General features: G+C 41.2%; 20 protein-coding genes, 1 other RNA gene and 1 pseudogene. 15 read left to right on the plus strand and 7 right to left on the minus strand.

Annotation, left to right across the window (positions count from 1 at the left end; genetic code table 11):
- Window positions 1–66: 66 nt before the first annotated feature.
- From CGZ90_RS01395 to CGZ90_RS01455, 13 genes are all read left to right on the plus strand, one after another.
- On the plus strand, window positions 67–627 hold the full coding sequence (locus CGZ90_RS01395) for an SLOG family protein (protein WP_094250547.1): 561 nt from the start codon (window positions 67–69) through the stop codon (window positions 625–627).
- A gap of 70 nt (window positions 628–697) precedes the next feature.
- Window positions 698–1,009, plus strand: a complete 312-nt coding sequence (gpsB, locus tag CGZ90_RS01400) for a cell division regulator GpsB (protein WP_094250548.1) — start codon at window positions 698–700, stop codon at window positions 1,007–1,009.
- A gap of 78 nt (window positions 1,010–1,087) precedes the next feature.
- Window positions 1,088–1,488, plus strand: an RNA gene (gene rnpB / locus CGZ90_RS01405) — RNase P RNA component class B.
- Between the two features lie 130 nt (window positions 1,489–1,618).
- Window positions 1,619–2,767, plus strand: coding sequence for a THUMP domain-containing class I SAM-dependent RNA methyltransferase (locus tag CGZ90_RS01410; protein ID WP_094251748.1), 1,149 nt, complete (start codon window positions 1,619–1,621; stop codon window positions 2,765–2,767).
- A gap of 100 nt (window positions 2,768–2,867) precedes the next feature.
- Window positions 2,868–3,047 (plus strand): hypothetical protein, encoded by a 180-nt coding sequence (locus tag CGZ90_RS01415; RefSeq protein WP_094250549.1) that lies wholly within the window; start codon window positions 2,868–2,870, stop codon window positions 3,045–3,047.
- Between the two features lie 120 nt (window positions 3,048–3,167).
- On the plus strand, window positions 3,168–4,688 hold the full coding sequence (locus CGZ90_RS01420) for a carboxypeptidase M32 (protein WP_094250550.1): 1,521 nt from the start codon (window positions 3,168–3,170) through the stop codon (window positions 4,686–4,688).
- 271 nt (window positions 4,689–4,959) lie between these two features.
- Window positions 4,960–5,361 carry a CoA-binding protein gene (locus CGZ90_RS01425; RefSeq protein ID WP_094250551.1) on the plus strand — a complete coding sequence of 134 codons (402 nt, stop codon included), beginning with the start codon at window positions 4,960–4,962 and terminating at the stop codon, window positions 5,359–5,361.
- Between the two features lie 184 nt (window positions 5,362–5,545).
- Window positions 5,546–7,516 carry a DNA topoisomerase IV subunit B gene (parE, locus tag CGZ90_RS01430; protein ID WP_094250552.1) on the plus strand — a complete coding sequence of 657 codons (1,971 nt, stop codon included), beginning with the start codon at window positions 5,546–5,548 and terminating at the stop codon, window positions 7,514–7,516.
- Between the two features lie 2 nt (window positions 7,517–7,518).
- Entirely contained in the window at window positions 7,519–9,963 is a 2,445-nt protein-coding gene (gene parC, locus CGZ90_RS01435) for a DNA topoisomerase IV subunit A (RefSeq protein ID WP_094250553.1), read from the plus strand.
- Between the two features lie 34 nt (window positions 9,964–9,997).
- Window positions 9,998–10,501, plus strand: a complete 504-nt coding sequence (locus tag CGZ90_RS01440; RefSeq protein WP_094250554.1) for a metal-dependent hydrolase — start codon at window positions 9,998–10,000, stop codon at window positions 10,499–10,501.
- A 236-nt stretch (window positions 10,502–10,737) separates the two neighbouring features.
- Window positions 10,738–12,243 carry a spore germination protein gene (locus CGZ90_RS01445; protein ID WP_094250555.1) on the plus strand — a complete coding sequence of 502 codons (1,506 nt, stop codon included), beginning with the start codon at window positions 10,738–10,740 and terminating at the stop codon, window positions 12,241–12,243.
- A complete protein-coding gene (locus tag CGZ90_RS01450) occupies window positions 12,240–13,451 on the plus strand; it encodes a Ger(x)C family spore germination protein (protein WP_094250556.1) in 1,212 nt (403 codons plus the stop codon). Before CGZ90_RS01445 ends, CGZ90_RS01450 begins: the two co-directional genes overlap by 4 nt.
- Window positions 13,452–13,609: 158 nt before the next feature.
- Window positions 13,610–14,704 (plus strand): GerAB/ArcD/ProY family transporter, encoded by a 1,095-nt coding sequence (locus CGZ90_RS01455; protein WP_094250557.1) that lies wholly within the window; start codon window positions 13,610–13,612, stop codon window positions 14,702–14,704.
- Window positions 14,705–14,759: 55 nt separating this feature from the next.
- Here the strand turns inward: CGZ90_RS01455 and CGZ90_RS20440 are convergent, their stop codons facing one another.
- The 5 genes and pseudogenes from CGZ90_RS20440 to CGZ90_RS20575 form a co-directional block, all read right to left on the minus strand.
- On the minus strand, window positions 14,760–14,936 hold the full coding sequence (locus CGZ90_RS20440; protein WP_133063538.1) for a ribbon-helix-helix domain-containing protein: 177 nt from the start codon (window positions 14,934–14,936) through the stop codon (window positions 14,760–14,762).
- Window positions 14,937–15,054: 118 nt separating this feature from the next.
- On the minus strand, window positions 15,055–16,308 hold the full coding sequence (locus tag CGZ90_RS01460) for a YeeE/YedE family protein (RefSeq protein ID WP_205727362.1): 1,254 nt from the start codon (window positions 16,306–16,308) through the stop codon (window positions 15,055–15,057).
- A 584-nt stretch (window positions 16,309–16,892) separates the two neighbouring features.
- Window positions 16,893–17,909, minus strand: a complete 1,017-nt coding sequence (locus CGZ90_RS01465; protein WP_094250558.1) for a DNA/RNA non-specific endonuclease — start codon at window positions 17,907–17,909, stop codon at window positions 16,893–16,895.
- Window positions 17,910–18,111: 202 nt separating this feature from the next.
- Window positions 18,112–18,231: pseudogene (locus CGZ90_RS21255) on the minus strand (excalibur calcium-binding domain-containing protein); the annotation flags it as partial.
- A gap of 206 nt (window positions 18,232–18,437) precedes the next feature.
- Window positions 18,438–18,590 (minus strand): hypothetical protein, encoded by a 153-nt coding sequence (locus CGZ90_RS20575; RefSeq protein ID WP_165766734.1) that lies wholly within the window; start codon window positions 18,588–18,590, stop codon window positions 18,438–18,440.
- Window positions 18,591–18,838: 248 nt separating this feature from the next.
- Between CGZ90_RS20575 and CGZ90_RS20580 the strand changes: the two genes are divergently transcribed.
- Complete coding sequence (locus CGZ90_RS20580) at window positions 18,839–18,979, plus strand: hypothetical protein (RefSeq protein WP_165766735.1); 141 nt, start codon at window positions 18,839–18,841, stop codon at window positions 18,977–18,979.
- Between the two features lie 140 nt (window positions 18,980–19,119).
- Here the strand turns inward: CGZ90_RS20580 and CGZ90_RS01475 are convergent, their stop codons facing one another.
- A complete protein-coding gene (locus tag CGZ90_RS01475) occupies window positions 19,120–19,629 on the minus strand; it encodes a DinB family protein (protein WP_094250560.1) in 510 nt (169 codons plus the stop codon).
- A 164-nt stretch (window positions 19,630–19,793) separates the two neighbouring features.
- Here CGZ90_RS01475 and CGZ90_RS01480 point away from each other — a divergent pair, with 164 nt between their 5' ends.
- Entirely contained in the window at window positions 19,794–20,858 is a 1,065-nt protein-coding gene (locus CGZ90_RS01480; protein ID WP_094250561.1) for a M42 family metallopeptidase, read from the plus strand.
- A gap of 61 nt (window positions 20,859–20,919) precedes the next feature.
- Here CGZ90_RS01480 and CGZ90_RS01485 read toward each other — a convergent pair whose 3' ends face one another.
- Window positions 20,920–21,285 (minus strand): hypothetical protein, encoded by a 366-nt coding sequence (locus tag CGZ90_RS01485; RefSeq protein WP_133063539.1) that lies wholly within the window; start codon window positions 21,283–21,285, stop codon window positions 20,920–20,922.
- Between the last annotated feature and the right edge of the window lie 409 nt (window positions 21,286–21,694).

Genomic DNA, 21,694 nt, shown 5'->3' on the forward strand with positions numbered 1-21,694 from the left:
GAGACTGTTTTACGGTTTACAGGCTTGTCTGTTTTTTTATTGATTATGAAGGAGGCTGCTTTCATCATGCAAACATTGCTCGTTACCGGTTACAAATCTCACGAGCTCGGCATCTTTAAAGAAAACCATGAAGGGGTATATTATATAAAGAAAGCACTCCTTCAACGTCTTTCGTCTTTTATTGAAGAAGGACTCGAATGGGTGATCGTCAGCGGGCAAACAGGTGTTGAAATGTGGGCAGCCGAAGTTGTCATCTCTTTAAAGGAAATATTTCCTGATCTAAAGCTCGCCGTCATCACTCCCTTTTTGGAACAGGAAAAGAGCTGGAACGAAGTGCGGCAGGAGCAGTATGAGGAAATCCTTATCAATGCTGATTATGTTGACTCAGTAACTAAGCGGCCATATGAAAATCCAGGCCAGCTGAAAGCAAAAAACATCTTTCTTGTTTCGAAAACGGAAGGCATGCTTATTTTGTTTGATGAAGAAAAGGATGGTTCTCCAAAGTATTACCTTGAAGCTGCAAAACAGAAGCAGGAAAAAGGAGATCCGTATGAGATTCATTTCATCACCCCTTATGATCTTGACCTGCTCGTTCAAGATGAGCAAGCCAGCAAGTATGAAGAATAGCAATTAAAATTGACTTTTTGCTATCTTTTTGAAAAAATATGTTCTAGAATCTTTGTGTGAGGTGATTCACATGAGTGAAAAACGTTTTAACTTAACAGCGAAAGAAATTTTGGAAAAAGATTTCAAACAAGGCTTTCGCGGCTATGATCAAGATGAAGTCGATAAGTACCTGGACCTGATCATTAAAGACTATGAACAGTTTCAAAAGGAGTACGATCGTCTTCTTCAGGAAAATAACCGGCTGAAAAGAGAGTCGCAGAATGTTTCTGAACAGACTCGCCGTGTTCCAGTAACACCACAAGCCAGCACGACAAACTCTGATATCCTTCAGCGTTTATCCAATCTTGAAAAGCATGTTTTCGGCAACAAGCTGTTTGATTAATTCCAGTATTTATCCATTTGATTTCTAAACAGACACTTGTTATAATGAATCATGCTTTTACAAGACAACAAAGCAATAACGTTCGGGTAATCGCTATGCCTCTCTTTTGAGGTGTAGAGGAAAGTCCATGCTCGCACGGTTCTGAGATGACCGTAGTGATCGCGCCTGGCCAAAAAATAAGCCAGGGCAGTCTGGTTTCGACTGGGCTGACGGCAGGGAAATCACCTAAGTCCATACGGATATGGTGATACGACCTTGAAAGTGCCACAGTGACGTAGTCCTTCCGGAAACGGCAGGAGTGGAACGAGGTAAACCCCGCGAGCGAGAAACCCAAATTATGGTAGGGGAGTTTCTCACGAAGGAAATGAACTTTGTGAGAGAGCGTCCAGCAGCATGCTGGATGGAGATAGATGATTACCACCGGTGTACGAGGCTGATTGCCGTCTGCAGTACTAAGGTACAGAACATGGCTTACAGAACGTTATTGGTCAACTATTGATGTAGCTTAAAGTAAGGGGCCCCGTATTCAGGGGCTTTTTCTATTTCTATACATAATGAATGAAGGATAAAGAAACGTTAAAATTAAATGCAGTTAAAAGGAGCGGCAATATGAAACCATTAAAGTTTATTGCTACAGCAGCGATGGGTATCGAAACCCTTGTTGCGAGGGAAGCGCGAAGCCTCGGATTTGATAACGTCCAAGTTGAGAACGGAAAAATCTTTTTTACAGGTGATGAGTCTACCTTAGTAAAAGCAAACCTGTGGCTTCGGACAGCAGACCGGGTAAAGCTTGTTGTCGGAGAATTTAAAGCTGAAACATTTGACGAACTTTTCGAGAAAACGAAAGCTCTGCCATGGCCGGACTTCATCCCAGAAAACGGCGAATTTCCGGTCATCGGGCGTTCAGTAAAATCAAAGCTTTTTTCGGTATCTGACTGTCAGGCGATCGTGAAAAAGGCGGTCGTGGATAAGATGAAGACCCATTATAACAGGAACACATGGTTTCCAGAGGATGGAGCACTCTACAGGATCGAAGTATCACTCTTAAAGGATAACGTTACACTCACGATCGATACCTCGGGTACTGGCCTGCATAAACGCGGCTATCGCGAATTGCACAGCGGTGCTCCAATCAAAGAAACAATGGCAGCTGCGCTCATCATGCTGACAAACTGGACACCGGACAAGCCTTTCGTTGATCCATTCTGCGGCTCAGGGACCCTGCCGATTGAAGCGGCAATGATTGGCCAAAATATTGCTCCAGGCGTGAACCGTGAGTTTGCCTCTGAAAATTGGAGCTGGATTGAAAAGAAAGTCTGGTATCAAGCCGTTGAAGAAGCAAACGATCTAGCTAAATACGATCTTCCCCTGGATATTCAAGGATCTGACATTGATCATAAGATGATCGAACTGTCTATTAACAACGCTCGTGAAGCAGGTTTTGGAGACTTTTTAACGTTTAAACAGATGCAGGTAAGAGACTTTACCACTAAGAAAGAGTACGGTTATGTTGTAACAAACCCGCCTTATGGAGAGCGTCTGGGTGAACGAGCAGAGGTTGAGGAGTTGTACAAAGATATGGGAAATGTATTCCGTCCTCTTGATACGTGGTCTGTGTATGTTATCACGTCTAATGAAAAATTTGAACAGCTATACGGAAAGCCTGCATCGAAGAAAAGAAAGCTTTATAACGGCGATCTGAAAACGGATTATTATCAGTACTTTGGCAAACGTCCATTGCGCCAAAGAGAACAATAATATAAAGACTTAATGCCGCACTATTAAAGTGCGGCATTTTCATGTTTGTCCTGCTTTCTTGCTGACCATACTAATGGAAAGAAAGGCAGGTGTGTTAATCATGTATTCTCACCTTGAACATGTGGAAAAGATACAAAGAGCTCTCACCATTTCAACTGGCTACTTAAACGATACCGAAAAAGAAAACATAATGAATTCGCTGCACCATGCAATATATCTTGAAACAGGTTCAGATAAGAAGTTTGCTTCTTATTCTTCAATATTTCATCAGACGCTTTAATTTTTGGAGTATTTTTTAATAAATAATACAAAAAATCCTTTGAAGAAGGATTTTTTTGCTTTTATCTCGAATAAATAGCCGAAGCCTACAGCGCTTATTTGAGAGAGAGGAAGAATAAATATGACACAAACAAAAATAGCAACTGAAAAAGAATTCCTTGAATACGTTAAAAAAATGCAGCATCTGAATGAAGCAATCGGCTTGATGTATTGGGACCTGCGCACAGGCGCCCCTAAAAAAGGAGTAGAACAGCGTTCAGAGGTAATCGGCACTCTTTCATCGGACGTTTTTGCGATGTCTACTTCTGATGAGATGAAGGCATTTATCAACGAACTTTCCAAACCCGACATTTATGATTCTTTGTCACATGTCACTCAAAAGACACTCGATGAAGTAAAAAAAGATTTTGAACGAAACGCTAAAATACCACCGGCTGAATTTAAGGAATACGTTATCCTTCAGTCAAAAGCTGAGAGCATCTGGGAAGAAGCGAAAAACAACTCAGATTTTTCATTGTTTCAGCCGTATCTAGAAAAGCTTGTCGAGTTTAACAAGCGATTTATCGGTTACTGGGGTTATGAAGGAAACAAATACAATACACTTCTTGACATGTATGAGCCTGGGATCACCGTTGAGATTCTTGATGATGTTTTTTCCAAATTAAGAGAGAGCATCGTCCCGCTTCTGCAAAAAGTGACCGATGCGCCTCAGCCTGAAACAAAATTTTTGTTTGAACACTTCCCTAAAGAGAAGCAAAAAGAGTTTAGCCTTCATGTGCTGAAAGAAATGGGCTATGATTTCAATTCAGGCCGCCTGGATGAAACTGTTCATCCGTTCGCAATCGGGCTGAACCCAGGTGATGTACGAGTTACTACTAAATATATGGAGAACGACTTCCGCACTGCGGTATTCGGGACGATTCATGAAGGCGGACATGCACTTTATGAACAGAATATCTCTCAGGAACTGATTGGCACGCCGCTCTGTTCGGGAACATCTATGGGCATTCATGAATCACAGTCTCTTTTCTGGGAGAATTTCATCGGCAGGCACAAAGGCTTCTGGAAGAACCATTACAGTATGCTGCAGCAATGTGGAGGATCTCAGTTCAACGGAGTGGAGCTAGACGATTATTATCGTGCCATCAATATTGTTGAGCCATCACTTATTCGAATTGAAGCAGATGAAATGACATACCCCCTTCATGTTATCGTCCGCTATGAAATTGAAAAAGGCCTGTTTAATGACGAAATAGAAGTAAAAGATCTGCCACGCATCTGGAATGAAAAGATGAATGAATATCTAGGAGTTACGCCTGACAGCGATGCTAATGGAGTGCTTCAAGATGTTCACTGGTCCGGAGGAAGCTTCGGTTACTTCCCTTCGTACGCATTGGGCTACATATATGCAGCTCAGCTAAAAAATGCAATGATTGAGGCTATGCCTGATTTCGATCAAATGGTTGAACAAGGGAATCTTCTGCCGATAAAACAATGGCTTACGGAGAACATTCATCAGTATGGGAAAACAAAAAAGCCAATAGAAATCTTAAAGGATGTCACAGGCGAGTCGCTGAATCCTGATTACTTAATCTCATATTTTAAAGCAAAATACAGTGAAATCTACCGCCTGAATTCTTGATGTACCCTTAAATGAACAGGCCAGTTCCCTATAACAGGAACTGGCTTTTTCACACTTTACATTCAAATAAAAGAGCTATATAAAGGTGATTTAAAGGTTTGCAGAAGCTACATAGAGTAGGTATAACGGCACATCCTGCTTTAAACATACGGTTTATTTACTTTAAAGTTGACTATAACAGTAAGAAAAGATGTTTGTTTCTTTAAGAAGGGGAAAGGGAAATAACAGCTGAAGCAGACAAAAATATCCATTAGAGGGGAAGGCGTTTAATATGGAACTGACAAGAGAAGACATTAAAAATGTGCTAAACACAAAAACGCGGATCGCGGTAGTGGGACTTTCAGATAATCCAGGGCGCACATCTTACGTGGTATCCGAATATATGCAAAAAGCAGGCTATGAAATACTGCCAGTAAACCCTAATATTGATGAAGCTCTTGGTGTAAAGGCATACGGTTCACTTAAAGAAATTGAAGGACCGGTTCATATCGTGAATGTGTTCAGGCGAAGCGAATATCTTCCTGAAGTTGCGAAGGAAGCTGCTGCTATTTCTGCAGACGTTTTTTGGGCTCAGCTTGGCTTGCAGAGCGATGAAGCGGCTACGATTTTACAGGAAGCCGGCATTCCGTATATTATGAACAAGTGCATTAAAGTTGAACATGCCTTTATTTAAATTCCAAGCCACCCCCATTTATGGGGTGGTTTTCATGTTCATCCCTGAAAATAAATACCGCAATCATCTATTTATATAGAGGAAGAAGTTATACAATGAAAACAGGGACTGCTGGAATAGAAACAAACGTTCTGATATGATGTAACTATTGCATTTTTTCTTTACCGTGAAAGGAGCAACAATCTTGGCTGAAAAACCATTTTTAGAATACAACGACGATTCGATTCAGGTGCTTGAAGGCCTAGAAGCTGTCCGTAAGAGACCTGGCATGTACATTGGGAGTACAGATGCGAGAGGGCTGCATCATCTCGTATACGAAATCGTAGACAACGCAGTCGATGAGGCCCTGGCTGGGCATGGGAATGTAATCTCAGTAACCATACATAAGGATAATTCAATTTCAGTTATTGACGAAGGACGGGGAATGCCTGTCGGAATGCACAAACTGGGCAAACCGACACCAGAAGTAATTTTCACAATCCTTCATGCTGGCGGAAAATTTGGCCAAGGAGGCTATAAAACATCAGGCGGCCTGCATGGTGTAGGTGCATCTGTTGTAAACGCATTGTCAGAGTGGCTGGATGTAACAATTCACCGTGATGGTTATGTCTATTTTATGCGTTTTGAAAACGGCGGTAAGCCGGTAACGGCACTAGAGAAAAAAGGGACGACGCGAAAGAGCGGGACTATCGTCCACTTTAAGCCGGACCCAACGATGTTTTCGACGACTAACTATAATTACGAAACGCTCTGCGAGCGCTTAAGAGAAGCTGCATTCCTTTTAAAAGGCATGAAGATTGTAATTGAGGACAAGCGAAGCGGCGCAAGAGAAGAGTTTCAATATGAAACGGGCATTGAAGCGTTTGTAGAATACTTAAACGAGGATAAAGATACTCTTCACCCTGTCGTGAGCTTCGAGGGTACAGTCAATGACATCGAAGTTGATTTTGCTTTTCAATACAATGATGCTTATTCAGAAAATGTTCTCTCGTTTGTCAATAATGTCAGAACAAAAGATGGCGGTACACATGAAGCGGGATCAAAAACAGCGATTACCCGCATCATGAACGAATATGCCAGAAAAGTGAACCTTTTAAAAGAACGCGACAAGAATCTGGATGGCTCCGATATAAGAGAGGGGTTAACAGCAGTTATCTCTGTCCGCATTCCAGAAGAAAAGCTGCAGTTTGAGGGACAGACAAAGAGCAAGCTGGGAACGAGTGAAGCTAGATCAAGCGTAGATGCAGTTGTCGCCGGCAAACTTGCGTATTTTCTTGAAGAGAATCCAGCAATCAGCGAAATGCTTATACGAAAATCCATAAAGGCCGCGCAGGCTCGTGAAGCTGCGAGAAAAGCACGTGAGGACGCACGCAATGGCAAGAAAAGTAAACGTAAGGATGCGATGCTAAGCGGCAAGCTGACACCTGCGACTTCTCGAAATCCTCAGCGCAACGAATTGTACCTGGTAGAGGGAGATTCAGCGGGAGGTTCTGCAAAGCAAGGCCGGGACCGTAAGTTTCAGGCAATCCTGCCGCTGCGTGGTAAAGTCATTAACACCGAAAAAGCAAAGCTTGCTGATATCTTTAAAAACGAAGAGATCAATACGATCATTCATGCGATCGGAGCGGGAGTCGGCACCGATTTCTCACTTGATGACATCAATTATGACAAGGTCATCATCATGACAGATGCGGATACAGACGGTGCCCACATTCAAGTGCTGCTCTTAACATTCTTCTACCGTTATATGAAGCCGCTGATTGAAAACGGCAAAGTATATATCGCGCTTCCGCCGTTGTATAAAGTTAGCAAAGGTGCAGGAAAGAAAGAAGTTATTGAATATGCATGGGATGAAGATGAATTAAAAACAGCGATGAAGAAAATCGGCAAAGGATACATCATCCAGCGTTATAAAGGGCTTGGAGAGATGAACGCTGATCAGCTGTGGGAAACGACGATGGATCCGGATACACGGACATTAATCAAGGTACGGATCGATGATGCGGCAAGAGCGGACAAGCGTGTTTCTGTCCTGATGGGAGATAAAGTTGAGCCGAGGCGAAAATGGATCGAAGAACATGTCGCTTTCGGACTGGACGAAGAGACGAACATACTGGATAACGAGAATTTGTCTGCATCATCTGAGGAGGTTTAAACGTGTCATTGCTTGAAAAATACAGAGAGCTTCCGCTAGAAGACGTCATCGGCGACCGCTTCGGAAGATATAGTAAATACATCATTCAGGAACGTGCCCTGCCTGACGCACGTGATGGCTTGAAGCCGGTTCAGCGCCGTATATTGTATGCGATGCATCATGAAGGCAATACTGCAGAAAAGCCTTACCGTAAATCGGCAAAAACAGTTGGTAACGTAATCGGCAACTACCATCCTCATGGCGACACATCTGTGTACGAAGCGATGGTCAGGATGAGCCAGGACTGGAAAGTGCGAAATGTTCTCATCCAGATGCATGGTAATAACGGAAGTGTCGATGGAGATCCCGCAGCCGCGATGCGTTATACAGAAGCAAGGCTTTCTCCTATCGCTTCTGAATTGCTGCGTGACATCGAGAAAGAGACAGTTGAGTTCATCCCGAACTTTGATGATACGGATTCAGAGCCTGTTGTTCTGCCAAGCCGATATCCAAACCTCTTAGTCAACGGTTCAACAGGGATTTCTGCTGGATATGCAACAGAAATTCCACCACACCACTTAGGTGAGGTCATTGACGCATGCATCATGCAGATGGATCGTCCGGACTGTTCTCTAGATGAGCTATTAACTGTAATAAAAGGGCCAGATTTTCCGACAGGCGGCATCGTACAAGGTGCAGATGGCATCCGAAAAGCTTTTGAAACAGGGCGTGGCCGCATCATTATCCGCGCTAAAACCGAAATTGAAGAGTTAAAGGGCGGCCGTCAGCAAATCGTCATCACGGAAATTCCTTATGAGGTTAACAAGGCTAATCTCGTAAAGCGGATGGATGAACTCCGTTTTGATAAAAAGGTAGACGGAGTTTCAGAAGTAAGGGACGAAACGGACCGAACCGGACTTCGCATTGTGATTGAACTGCGCAAGGACGGAAACGCGCAAGGTGTATTGAACTATTATTTTAAAAATTCGGATCTGCAAGTATCGTATAACTACAACATGGTAGCTATTCAAAACAAGACTCCAAAGCTAATGGGATTGAAACATATCCTTTCTGCGTATATCGAACATCAGAAGGAAGTCGTTTCAAGACGTACAGCATTTGACCTGCGCAAAGCTGAAGAGCGCCAGCATATTGTCGATGGATTAATCAAAGCGATCTCCATCCTCGATGAAGTGATCGAGACAATCCGCGCTTCAAAGGATAAGCGTGATGCAAAAGATAATTTGATCGCAAAATATGGGTTTTCAGAAGCTCAGGCAGAAGCGATCGTTACATTGCAGCTCTACCGACTGACAAATACCGATATAACGACACTTCAAAAAGAAGCTGAAGAGCTCAAGAAACGCATCGAGGAACTGCGATCCATTTTGGATAGCGAGAAAAAGCTATTATCTGTCATTAAAAAAGAGATATCAGAAGTGAAGAAGAAGTATGCTGATCAGCGAAGAACCGTAATTGAGGCTGAAATCGAAGAGATCAAGATTGATATGGAAGTGATGATTCCTTCTGAAGACGTGATGGTCGCAGTGACGAAGGACGGTTATGTGAAAAGATCGAGTGTGCGGTCCTATACAGCTTCAAACGGAGAACCCCCAGGAATGAAGGAAACAGACCGGCTAATCTCCGTAGGTCAATTTAACACGACTGAAACATTGCTGCTGTTCACGAATAAAGGAAACTATATTTTCCTTCCAGTCTATCAAATTCCAGAAATCAGATGGAAAGACATGGGTGCTCACCTTGTCAATATGGTAGGCATCGAAAAAGATGAACACCTGGTCAAGGTCATTCATGTGAAAGAATTCAGCGAAACAGATTATTTAATTTTCTTCACCAAGTCAGGCTTTGTTAAGAAAACAGAGCTAAGCCAATACAAAGCCACCCGTTTTAACAAAACACTTGTTGCCGTTAAGCTGAAAGACGGCGATGAACTGATCGATGTTAGCCGGACCAGCGGATCACAGGATGTATTCTTGGCCACTTACTTTGGATATGGATTATGGTTCAGCGAGGAAGAAATCAGTACAGTCGGTCTCCGTGCAGCAGGAGTAAAGGGTATTAACTTGAAAGACGGCGACTTTATGGTCGCAGGTACAGCATTGCCTGAACCATCTGACAATGTAAAGCTCCTTGTTGCAACAAATCGAGGCGCTATGAAGAAGATGAAGCTGACTGAATTTGAAAAAACATCACGAGCCAAACGGGGTCTTGTCATGGTACGTGAACTGAAGTCCAATCCGCATAGGATAGCGGGAGTGAGAGCTCATATTTTAGATCAAGAGTATGAAGTTGAAACATCCTCTGGAACCATTGAACATGTTAAAGCTTCAGCGTTTAAGCCGGCAGACCGTTACAGTAATGGATCGTTCATTGTCGACACGAACGATACTGGTCCAGTTGTTGGACTGCAAGAGCGAGTCTCGTCTGAAACGATCAAAGAGCAATAGAAGCATAATTACATCTTGAGAGCAGGATACAGCCATGAACATGAAAACCCATGTAATCGGCGGTGCTGCCTCAGCACTGCTGTACAAGACATATACCCATGCTCCTGTTGGAGATGTAATGGGTGAAGCGTTGTTTATGGGCGCGGCTTTGGCTGGAAGTCTTCTTCCGGACCTCTGCCATCCCGGTTCTTTTTTGGGAAGAAAGACCGTAATCGCATCAAAAGGCATCAGCAAAGTATTCGGCCACAGAACGATTACTCATAGCTGGCTCATGCTTTTATTTCTATACTGGCTGAGCCGGTTTTGGCCGTATGAGTATACGACCCAGCTACAAGAAGGACTTTTGATTGGGGCTGCGAGCCACATGCTGCTTGATGCAATGACAAGCAGAGGAATACAATTTTTGTACCCTCTGCCTATTCGTTTCCGTTTTCCTTTGTTTATTAAAACCGGATCACCGCTTGAGAAGCAGTTCGGAACAATCATTGCGCTGGCAGCTTCATTAACAATAATCAACCGATATGTTTTGTTGCCATAGAAAAAGCACCTTGTCGATGACAAGGTGCTTTTTTGACGTCAGGATGACCCTAGAGAGTGTTATTCAATCATAATTTTTTTCTTCAATAGAAAAGATTTCCAAGTTGTTTAAGGACAAAAAGTAGATGCTACCAGCGCTCGACCTGCTATGGAGAGCGCTCATTTCTTGTTTATCCGCATACTATTGCGCTACCTGACCAAAATAAGGAAGAGCGAAATAGTAAGGAGCGGGAAAAGATGACCCATCCATTTTTCAAACGAAAAAGGCATATCAGCCAGAAAGAAACTTCAAGATCTGAGGAGAAGCTGCCTGTTTCAGCTGACATACACATAGACCTTGCGAAGATCAAAGAATTGCTAGGAAACAGTATTGATGTAAAAGTCATTGAATTCCTGCATGCTCCTGTGAAGTTTGCTGTCTGCTATATTGAGGGGATGGTGAATAAACAGCAGATTGAACTTTCGATATTTGAGCCTATTAAAAGATGGCAGCAAACGGATTGCAAAAAAAAACCTGAAGAACTGATTCATCAGCTCGAAACGGCGGCGCCTCTATATACGTACCGCCATTTTGATGAGATTACAGCAGCTGTGCTTAAAGGCCATGCAGCCATTTTTGTTGACCGAGTTGATGCTGTGTATTGTCTGGCGATTGAAATGTGGCAAGCCAGAGGAGTGGAAGAGCCACAGTCTCAGACGATGGTCAGGGGACCGCGTGAAGGTTTTGTAGAAACACTGCAGACAAACACGACCCTTATAAGAAGGAGGATCAATACCCCGTCTTTGCGGTTTAATCTGTCTGAAGTAGGTAAGATCACTAAGACCACAGTGCTGATAGCTTATCTTGATGGGATAGTAGATCAGGATGTACTTACAGAAGTGAAGGAACGCCTCAAAAACATCAACACGGACAAAGTGTTTGAAAGCGGGATGATCGAGGAGCTGATCGATGAGAATGGCTATTCGCCTTTTCCGGTATTTCAATCTTCAGAAAGACCAGATGTAGCAGCTGCCGCTCTTACAGAAGGAAAAGTTGTCATCATGTTTGAAGGGACTCCGTTTGTTTTAATCACGCCCACCACATTTATATCATTCTTTCAGGCAGCAGAAGATTATTATCATCATTTTGATTTGTCTACTTTTATCCGGCTTATACGCATTTTATCATTTATTATTTCGATCTCACTTCCTGCTGCTTTTATTGCATTTACAACATTTCATCATGAATTAATCCCGACAAGCCTTCTTGTCAGCCTGGGTGCTCAAAGGGAAGGAGTGCCATTTCCAGCTTTTGTAGAAGCGCTGGTGATGGAAACGATTTTTGAAGTACTTCGCGAAGCTGGGATCCGAATGCCGAGACCGATTGGTTCAGCCGTCTCTATTGTTGGAGCAATTGTTATTGGGGAGTCAGCTGTAGCAGCAGGGCTTGTATCTCCTGCAGTCGTTATTGTTGTATCACTCACAGCCATTTCAAGCTTCGTTTCACCTTATTATGGATTCAGTGGAGCGGCTAGGCTCTTACGGTTTATACTCATGGTTTTGGCGGCTACGACGGGTATCTTTGGCATGATATTCTTCCTGTTCGGCCTGATTATCCATCTATGTGCACTAACGTCTATGGGAAAACCGTATTTTACACCGCTGGCACCTTTTCAGTCAGGACAGCAGAAAGACAGCATCCTCCGTTTCCCTTTATGGTGGACTCAGACTAAGCTGTACAGTAAATGGAGTAAAAAATCATGATAATAAAAAAGTGTTTTTTTACCTTTTTACTAAGCGTCGGATTATTAATGTCAGGATGTTCAGGAAGAGTTGAACTGAATGAACTCCTTATTGTTTCAGCTATTGGTGTTGATATTAAAGAAGATAATACGGCAGTCCATTTTCAGGTGGTCAATGCAGGAGGAAGTGCTGGAGGACAAGGGGGGGCGCCTGCGGGTGCATCAGGCGGGGCTGTTTATACGTATTCAGTCACAGGCAAGACCGTTTATGAAGCTGTAGAAAAGGCGTCGACTATTCTACCGAGAAAGCTTTTATTCTCTCATGTAACGTGTATCGTCGTAGGAGAGGAATACGCAAGGCAAAAAGGGATAGATGGACTGTTTGATTTTTTGGAACGAAATCACGGAATAAGAGACAGTATGCTGATGCTTGTTGCCAAAGAATCCACAGCTAAGAATATATTGACCATTTACACGCCAATATTTAAAAATCCCGCAGAGTCTCTGCGCAACAGGGTAAAGCAATCAGCTGCCGCGACAGGAGTGGCTGAGGGGGTACAAGAAAAGGAGGTCATCAACTGGATACACGGACAATATCGTGATCCTGTTATTCAAGGGGTGGAAAGAGTCGAGTTTGATAATCAGGCTGATGATACACAAAATCTGCAGAACATCGATGCTAACAACAAAACGTTCAGAATAACAGGACTAGCCTATTTTAAAAAAGACAAGATGAAAGGCTGGTACAATACAAAACAAACAAGAGGCTGGGCCATCATCAACAGCCGTGCTCATGAAATGTTCATACTATCGCACAAGTGTAATCACAGCAAAGGATATGTAGGTTCATTAATAAAAGGAATTAAAACGGATGTTACGCCAAAAGTTCATGATGGACAGCTATCGTATAAGATTAACGTGAAAGGAAAAGCCATATTGCAGGAAGTCACTTGCAAAATTAACGTCGGTAGCCCAAAAGAGCTTAAAAAAATTGAGTTTCAAATTGAAGAAGAATTAACGAAGGAACTGACAAGCGTGATAGATAAAGCGCAGTCAAAAAAGCTTGATGTATTTGGGTTCGGGAAATTGTTATACGATAACCATCCAGAAATGTGGAGAAAGTACAAAAAAGATTGGGCAGAACATTTTTCAGATGCAAATGTAAAAACTACTGTAAATATCACGCTGGAGACAGTCGGAGCGAGGGTTGAGTCCATCCATGAACAATAAAGCACAATCCATAAAATACCGCGTTACTCTCACCGCTCTTTGGGGTTTTACCATCATATATACAATTTCATTTTTGGCCGGGAAACAGTTATTTCCGTTCGATAAATGGATCGGAGCACTGTTCAAGCCTGTTTATGCCATGATGTTTGGAGGATGATATGAACCACAACCTGAATCATTGGCAGCTTTCTCTTATTGTTTTCAGTTTCATAATGGGAAGTTCTCTTCTGATGGCTCCCAACCTGACATCCTTTTTTTCTGGACAGGATGCATGGATTTCAATGATATTAGCTGTAATAATAGGATTTCTTATTAATATCTTATGGTTGTTTTTACTGAAAAGATATCAATTTCAATCCATTTTTGCTCTTAATGAACTAACAGCAGGCAAGATAATGGGAACAGCGGTCAATATCACAATCGTCTTTTATGCTCTGCACCTTGCAGCCTATGTTATCCGCAACCTGAGTAATTTTATGATAGCCAATGTTATCCCAGAATCGAACCCGTGGACATATCAAATCATGATTATCCTGCTGGCAGTTTATACAACGTATTACGGTTTCAATAATATTGCCAGAGTCAGTGAATTCTTGAACCCGTGGATGTTTCTATTGTTCATCGGATCGCTGTTATTAACAATCAATAAATTTGAGTTCTCGAACTTAAAGCCTGTATTTGATCAGAAATTTGTCTATATCGCGCAAGGGGCCTATTCCACAACTGGTTTCCCATTTATAGAAATTATTTTGCTCGGCTCGGTTTTCGTCTATGTTAAACAAAAAGAAAAACTAACGAAAAGCTATATGGCAGGTCTTTTATGGGGGGGAGCGGTTCTGATCATTACAGTTATTGCAGTAGTAGGTGTACAAGGGGATTATATGGTTAAAAGGCAAAGCTATCCAACTTATGAATTAATGAGAAACATTTCGGTAGTAAGTATTTTAGAGAGGATCGAGGTGCTGATAACGGTCGTATGGATTTTTGGCATCCTTGTAAAAGTGGTTGTCTGTTTGTTTGCTGCCGTTTCTGGGCTGAAGCACATTTCTGGCCACACAAGCATGCGCGTATTCTTGCTTCCATGCGCCATTCTTATATGGTCTATGGCCAATCACATTCATGAGAACATGATGGAATTTACCGATTTTGTAGGACAGAACTGGACAATGTGGTGGTTTACACTATATGCCGTTATCGTTATTTTTCTAATCGCAGGGATAATGAGAGGAAAAGACAAACAGGCGGGGACATAAATAGTCAAACCCCCTGTTTTAGTTGAACATAACATTATTATGTAAATTAAATGTTCTATTTTTTCTTTTTATATTTTTCAAGAACCATCTTCATTCCTTCTTCAATTAATTCATTTGCAGGCCGTTCCATTTTACGTGCGAGCAGCTTTATTTCACTGTATAATGCTTCGCTTAGGGTCGTGTTTACATTCTTTCGATCATGATTTTTTTGACGGATATTTGTTTGATACATATTTAAACCTCCTCATTTTATTATTACTTTAATTGGGCTGGAGACTCGGGTCAACTAAATTAAGCAGCATAATGCAAATGAAAGCAGCTAACGGAATAGTCCATTAGCTGCTTTGTTATTAACAAACAGAATCATTTGATTTTGGGTTCTTTAAGCCAAACAGCGGACGAATAAACAGTGCTAAACCGGTGCCGAGCATAGCCATTAAAGCCCAAATCCATCCATGAAGGCTGAATGATGCGATACCGCTGAAATATGCGCCTATGTTGCATCCGAACGCCAAACGGGCACCATAGCCCATAAGCAGTCCGCCTGCGATGGCAGCTCCTGCAACACCAGGTTTAATTTTTCCAGGTTTAAATGTTCCTTGAAAAGCTGCTGAAATAAATGCTCCTATCATAATGCCGAAGTTCATCACACTGGTTGAATCCGTCAATACACTTTGTGTCAATGCTGCACCTTTAGGACCAGCAAAGTAACCCCAGCTTGATACATCAACCCCTGCAGCCATCATTGCTTTTCCGCCCCAAAGTGCAAATGCTGATGTAATGCCCCAAGGTGTTCCTCTGATCGCTAAGACTAAAGCATTCAGCAATGCTAGAACGATAGCAGCTGCAAAAAGAGGCCACGAGCCGCGAATCACTTTTTTCCATCCTGTGGTTGTAGGCAGAGGCTTCATCATAGGAGGATTTTTCTTTTTGGCAATCTGAACAGTAATCCAATAGATCAGGGCAAATAACCCAAGCTGGACAGCCAAAGCACCAGCAAATCCGAGACCGGTAGACTCAGCTAACGAAATCGGCGGGAGGGAAGGCATTTCTTCCATCCAGAATGCAAAGTGATACGCACCAATAACACTTCCAACGATAAAGGATAATAGCGTCAATATCATCGATGAAGAACCGCCGCCCAGTGAATATAGAGTCCCGGATGCACAGCCATTGCCAAGCTGCATGCCAATGCCAAACAAGAAGGCTCCTACTAAGAGACTTACGCCAACAGGTGAAACATTTCCAGCTGGCTGCGCTCCTGTAAAACTGAAGCCGGTACTCAGGATAATGGCAAACAGTACGGAAGCGGCAGCGAGCATAAGCATATGCGCCTGCAATCCTTGAACATTGCCGACTGATACAAGCCTGCGAAACGCCGAGGTGAAGCCGAAACGTGCATATAAAAGCGCACACCCTAGCAATAAACCTACAATAAACAAGATTCCCTGAGTCCAGTTAGCTGTATGAACCGTTAGTGCAAGCAGGGAAAGAGCTGCTAATACACCAATAATAACAAGAGGTGTCTGCATAGGACTTAATTTTGCCACGACTGTAGTGCGCCGTTGTTTTTTTACAGTTGAATTTATAACAGTTTCTGCCAAAGATATCCCGCCTTATCTTATCATTTTTGTCGGATTTAACACATTATACTATTCATTATAGATATTGCAAGGGCAATGGGTGAATATCATAATCTTTAAATTATTGTTTATAAAACAGATGATAAAGGCGCAAAGAATCTAAAGCTGCCGGCAGATCCAAGGAATTTTGAAGTTCGGGAAAGTAAAAAGTATATTGTTTGCTTAAACTGGGACTGGATGAATAAACTTGGAAATTCATTCAAATAAATAAATGATTATAAAAATTATTAAAAGTGTAAAGTTTTTCTTTTGTCTCACTATCTTAAGTATACTTTTGATATGAGACAACTTTCATGTTATTTCACATTGCTTCCTAGAATATATATTATGTAAACTAATAAAATGAAATAAACAAGAATGTATCCATATACCGCCGGTGCGTTTTTTCAGCAACTCTTCCTCACTCACCGAATCGCACCCGTATGTCATTATCCATTGAAGGTAATAAAAAACAGAAGGCATATCCCTTCTGTTTACCTTAATTAATATGTCTTTTTTTCATGTAATGTTAGAATCAATTGCTTGTTCAAGGTTCAAGACAATGATTACTCACCAACTAGTCCATCACCATCCCGATCGTCCATATATTTATAGAGCCATGAATCGCGCGTAATTGGCATTTTAAAGCCAGCAGCTTTTGCCTCAGCGATCGTAACATTACCATTATGATTAGTATCCACTTTACTAACATCTTCATTACTGCTTGCCGTTTGGTCTGGTGCTGGTACTTTGACTGTTTTCGGTGGCGTACTGCTCGTACCGGTCGTTTTACCTAAATTCTTGTTCACTTCATCTGGGTTTACATTGTCAAATTCATCTGTAACGGATCTGCCCTGAATTTTGTATGTGTATTTATAATGGTTAGGTATTTGCGTCTGAGTATTTGGATATTGAATCACTGCTACGAAATCTGTGCAGCCGCCTGCATCTCTAATCACTTTTTCCATATATGCTTGATCGCCGTGCCTATTGAGAATGCTGTCTTGAGGTGTAATGTTGTATGCGTTAGATACTCCCCCAAGTGAGTCAGCAATCACATGCCCTTCATCTAATTCTTGGCTCTCTGTGCCGGGAACCTTTGCTTCATCAGAATAGTATCTCCCAGACGATGTAACATGTTCAGTATTCGGGTTTTGGATTATTATTTTTTTAGCCTCAACACGGATTAACTGTCCGTATTCATTTGTAAAAGCCCAATATTCCCTGTCGCCAAATCCGATATCAACTCTTACACTTTGCTCTCTATAACCTGACATATCTCCGCCATCTACAACAATTGGTGGGTATTTACTGTAGTCAAAATCACCATTAACACTTGTTACTGCTGGAGTACTCGTGGCAGGATCGCTTGAACTGACTGCGGTTTCACTAGTCGTCTTATCAGCTTCATATTCAGGTGCACTTTTTTTATTTTCAACAGTGGCAGCTTTTTCTTTGCTTACTTCTTGAGTTTTATTTTCTTTAATTTCAGTATTATTTTGTTGTGAACAACTAGTAAATATAGTAAGCAGTGAAAGTAATACAATAATTCCATATGATTTTTGATACCTTCTTAGTTGCACATTGCACCTCTATTTTAATTTGATTATTTTACGATATTTATATGATTAACTAAAATCTTAGAAGAATCTTCGAGTACCCATTTTAGTTGAAGAAGTTACATCCTTACAGAAAATAAGTCCTTCTCATTTATTTCAGAGGGACCAATTAAAACGTCTTAAAAGTGGCAACACCAGTTAAGACCCAGCTTACCTCATAATTCTATTAAAGCTCACAAGCGTAATTATCTTTATCTCTGTCCATTTTAGGGTGATATGCTGGATGATCAGCTGGAACGCCTTTTGGATATACTTTTCTTAATTCAGTACAGTTGGCAAATACCTCTGAACTTGCCTTAGCTTCAGCCTCCGCCTTTGCTTTAGCCTCTGCTTCTGCCTTCGCTTTAGCTTCCGCCTTCGCCTTTGCTTTAGCCTCTGCTTCTGCCTTCGTTTTAGCTTCAGCCTCCGCTTTTGCTTTAGCCTCTGCTTCTGCCTTCGCTTTAGCTTCAGCCTCTGCCTTTGCTTTAGCTTCCGCCTTCACCTTAGCTTCAGCTACATTCTGTTCCTTATTTTTTTCTTTGTTTCAGCATTTGCCTCTTTGCTAGTTGTTTCAGCATTTGCCTCTTTGCTAGTTGTTTCACTTGATGAACAAGCTGCAAGGAAAACTAATAAAAACACCAAAAATAAGTAGGTTATTTTCTTCATGAATTGTCCCCTTTTTGTAAATATAGAAATACTAATACTATTATACTGCTAAAACACTTCAAAAAAAGAAAAAATTGAAAAAAATCCCAAGATAAAGTTGAAATCCTTTTTATAAATTCATATACCAAATGATAATCCTTAAGAGTTATTGATATAAAAAATAATTACATCAGGTCCGAGATATACATTCTGACGGATATTGTAAATCCTTTTTGTCAATAATAAACTCTAAAAGGAGCGATGATATAATGAATAATAAGAACTATTCCGCAGCTGATCTTTCGGATGATCTTGTGACTGAGATCCAGAACCTTGAAGAAAGGATTAGTGCCCAGGCGAATAAAAAAGTTGTGGTAATCGCCTATGAAAACGGGTCTGATTTGCAATAGGATCGATGTAATAAAAAAGGAGAAATAGTCAAATAGCATTCTATTTCTTCTTTTTCTTTTATGAATATTTTACATTTGAATCCCTCTTTCCTTTAAGTAAATGAAGATTAAAAAAAGACTTCAAAATTTCGAAGTCTTTGTTACTGCTTATTTATAAGTTTATCCGCGATAATCTCTTCAATTTGAAAAATATGCCTCTTTTCATGATAGCCGATAAATTCAACCCATTGTTCAAGGTTTAACATCCCGAATATCGGATGTTTAAATCCTTTTTTACACATTTCATCATGATCTGTTCCGCTGACTAGCTCTAAAAGCGCCTTTCTCGATCCTTCCAATCGATCTCTCATCGTTTGCATTGTTGTGAATTCCCTGCTCGGTATGACATAATCAGGAGCTTCCACTTTTGTTGTCCTGTCCACTGTCAAATGAATAGGCTTGTTTTCAGTAGCAAGAACATCAACTTTTTTAATGTGGTCTTGTATGCTGCGAGTGATGCTTTTTTCGATTAAATAAAGGTGCTGCAATACTTGCATGACCGACCATTTTTCGGGTTCGGACTGGTCGTTGAGCTGTTCTTCAGATAACCCTTCGGCTGTAATCCAAAGTCTAGCCCGCTCTTCATTGATAAACTGTATTATTTTATCCATGATTTCAGCTCCTTCTAAGGATATGTATGGTCACTATTTTATCATAGTACTTGAATTGACGGATGTTCCTGTATATCAAAGGTACTTTATCTCCTGTTTAAATATCATTTAGATTGGGCAGACAGAGTGCTATATAGTTATTTAAAATAGGGGCTGACAACTACATGGATAATGAATTAGCGTTAATGCAGGAACTCACGAACACTCAAGGTCCGCCAGGTTTCGAAGCGCGGATTCAGGCAGTTATGAAAAAACATCTTTCTTCGGTCACTGATCAAATTGTTAAGGATAATCTTGGCAGCATTGCAGGGAAAATTGGCGAGAATGGACCGAAAATCCTGCTGGCTGGACATCTAGACGAAGTTGGTTTTATGGTTACTCACATTACAAAAGACGGTTTCTTGCGGTTTATTCCATTAGGCGGCTGGTGGGGACATGTGATGCTTGCTCAGAAGGTTCAGGTATTAACGGAAAAACGTGATTTAACAGGTGTTATTGGATCAAAGGCTCCTCATATTCTTACTCTTGAAGAACGTAAGAACGTTCTGGAGATCGATAAAATGTTTATTGATATTGGTGCGACAAGCCGTGAAGAAGCAGAGTCATTTGGTGTTCAGGTTGGTGATCCGATCGCTACGACATGTCCATTTGAAGTATTGCCAAACTCGAAAATGCTTCTTGCCCGTAACTGGGATAACCGTGCCGGATGTTATGTTGCACTAAAAACATTAGAACAGCTCAAGCAAAAAAACACACCGAATACAGTTTATGCAGGAGCCACGGTTCAGGAAGAAGTCGGTCTTCGCGGCGCAGAAACGCTTGCTAACAAAGTAAAGCCTGATATTGCTTTTGCACTGGATGTGGGTGTTGCTGGTGATACTCCCGGCATGCAGGAAAAAGAAGATCATAAAAGCTTGGGAAAAGGCCCTTTGTTAGGCTTTTTAGACCGGACGATCATCGCACACCGTAAGCTGCGTGATCTTGTGGTCAAAACAGCTAAGGAAAATAATATTCCTTACCAAGTTGACATTATGACAGGCGGAGGAACGGATGCAGGAAAATTCCATTTATCAAACATAGGTGTGCCGACGATGGTCGTCAGTGTCCCCGCGCGCTATATTCACAGCAATGTATCAATCGTTCATCGCGATGATTTAGATCATGCAGTGAAACTACTAACAGCAGTGATCGGAAAGCTCGATCAAGATACCTATTCACAATTAATCTAAAGAAATACAGGACTGATCCATCATGGATCAGTCCTGTATTCGTTTTAGTGTAAATAACTTTCTAATATTTTTGGATGATTGTTTCTATCTCTTTATTCTTAAAAGAGTATACTTCTCTTCCTGCATCTTTATGTCCGAATTCTTCCCCTATCATAAGAATGAATTTGCCCTCTTTCGAACAGCCTTTGTAATAATTTAATGATGCTTCTTCCCCATTGATATACATGTTATGGATTTCATCAGCTGGGCATTTGGGGATTCCAAGCTCCTTTTTGTAAGAAGATAATGATTTTTGGACAATATTAATTACATTTACATAGTCTTCTTCCTTCATGATATTTGAAGAAGGCTGATTCCTTATCCCCACCATTGCAGGATCTTCTGACGAATACGAGAAGAAGGATAATCCTGCTATAAAAACGATCAAAGATGTTAACATCCATTTTAGCTTATTAATTTTTAACTCCTCTCCTCCTTTTCTTGATTACCTACTAAAACTTCCATAACATTTTCTATATTCCTTCATTGCTTGCCGTAATTAAATTATATTGATGTTAACCGATAGTAATAAAGGACATTCATGAATGCCGGCGGACTTATGAAAGGAGTGAAAGAATGAGATCATTTTTAAAAACGATGATTATACTCAGCAGTATTTATATAGCAGCTCATATCCTTTTTGATTTAAGGTTTAACCCTCAGATAAATACAGCTACAAATATTATTCAAGCTTTATTTTTCGGTCTGCTGTTGATTTATCTCGTAAAATATAAAGGGTAATAATGCTCTTCTTTAAATAAAGTAAATTCTATATTTTCAAAATAATCTGTTGACAC

The sequence above is a fragment of the Fictibacillus aquaticus genome (assembly GCF_002245695.1).
Classification (GTDB): domain Bacteria; phylum Bacillota; class Bacilli; order Bacillales; family Fictibacillaceae; genus Fictibacillus; species Fictibacillus aquaticus.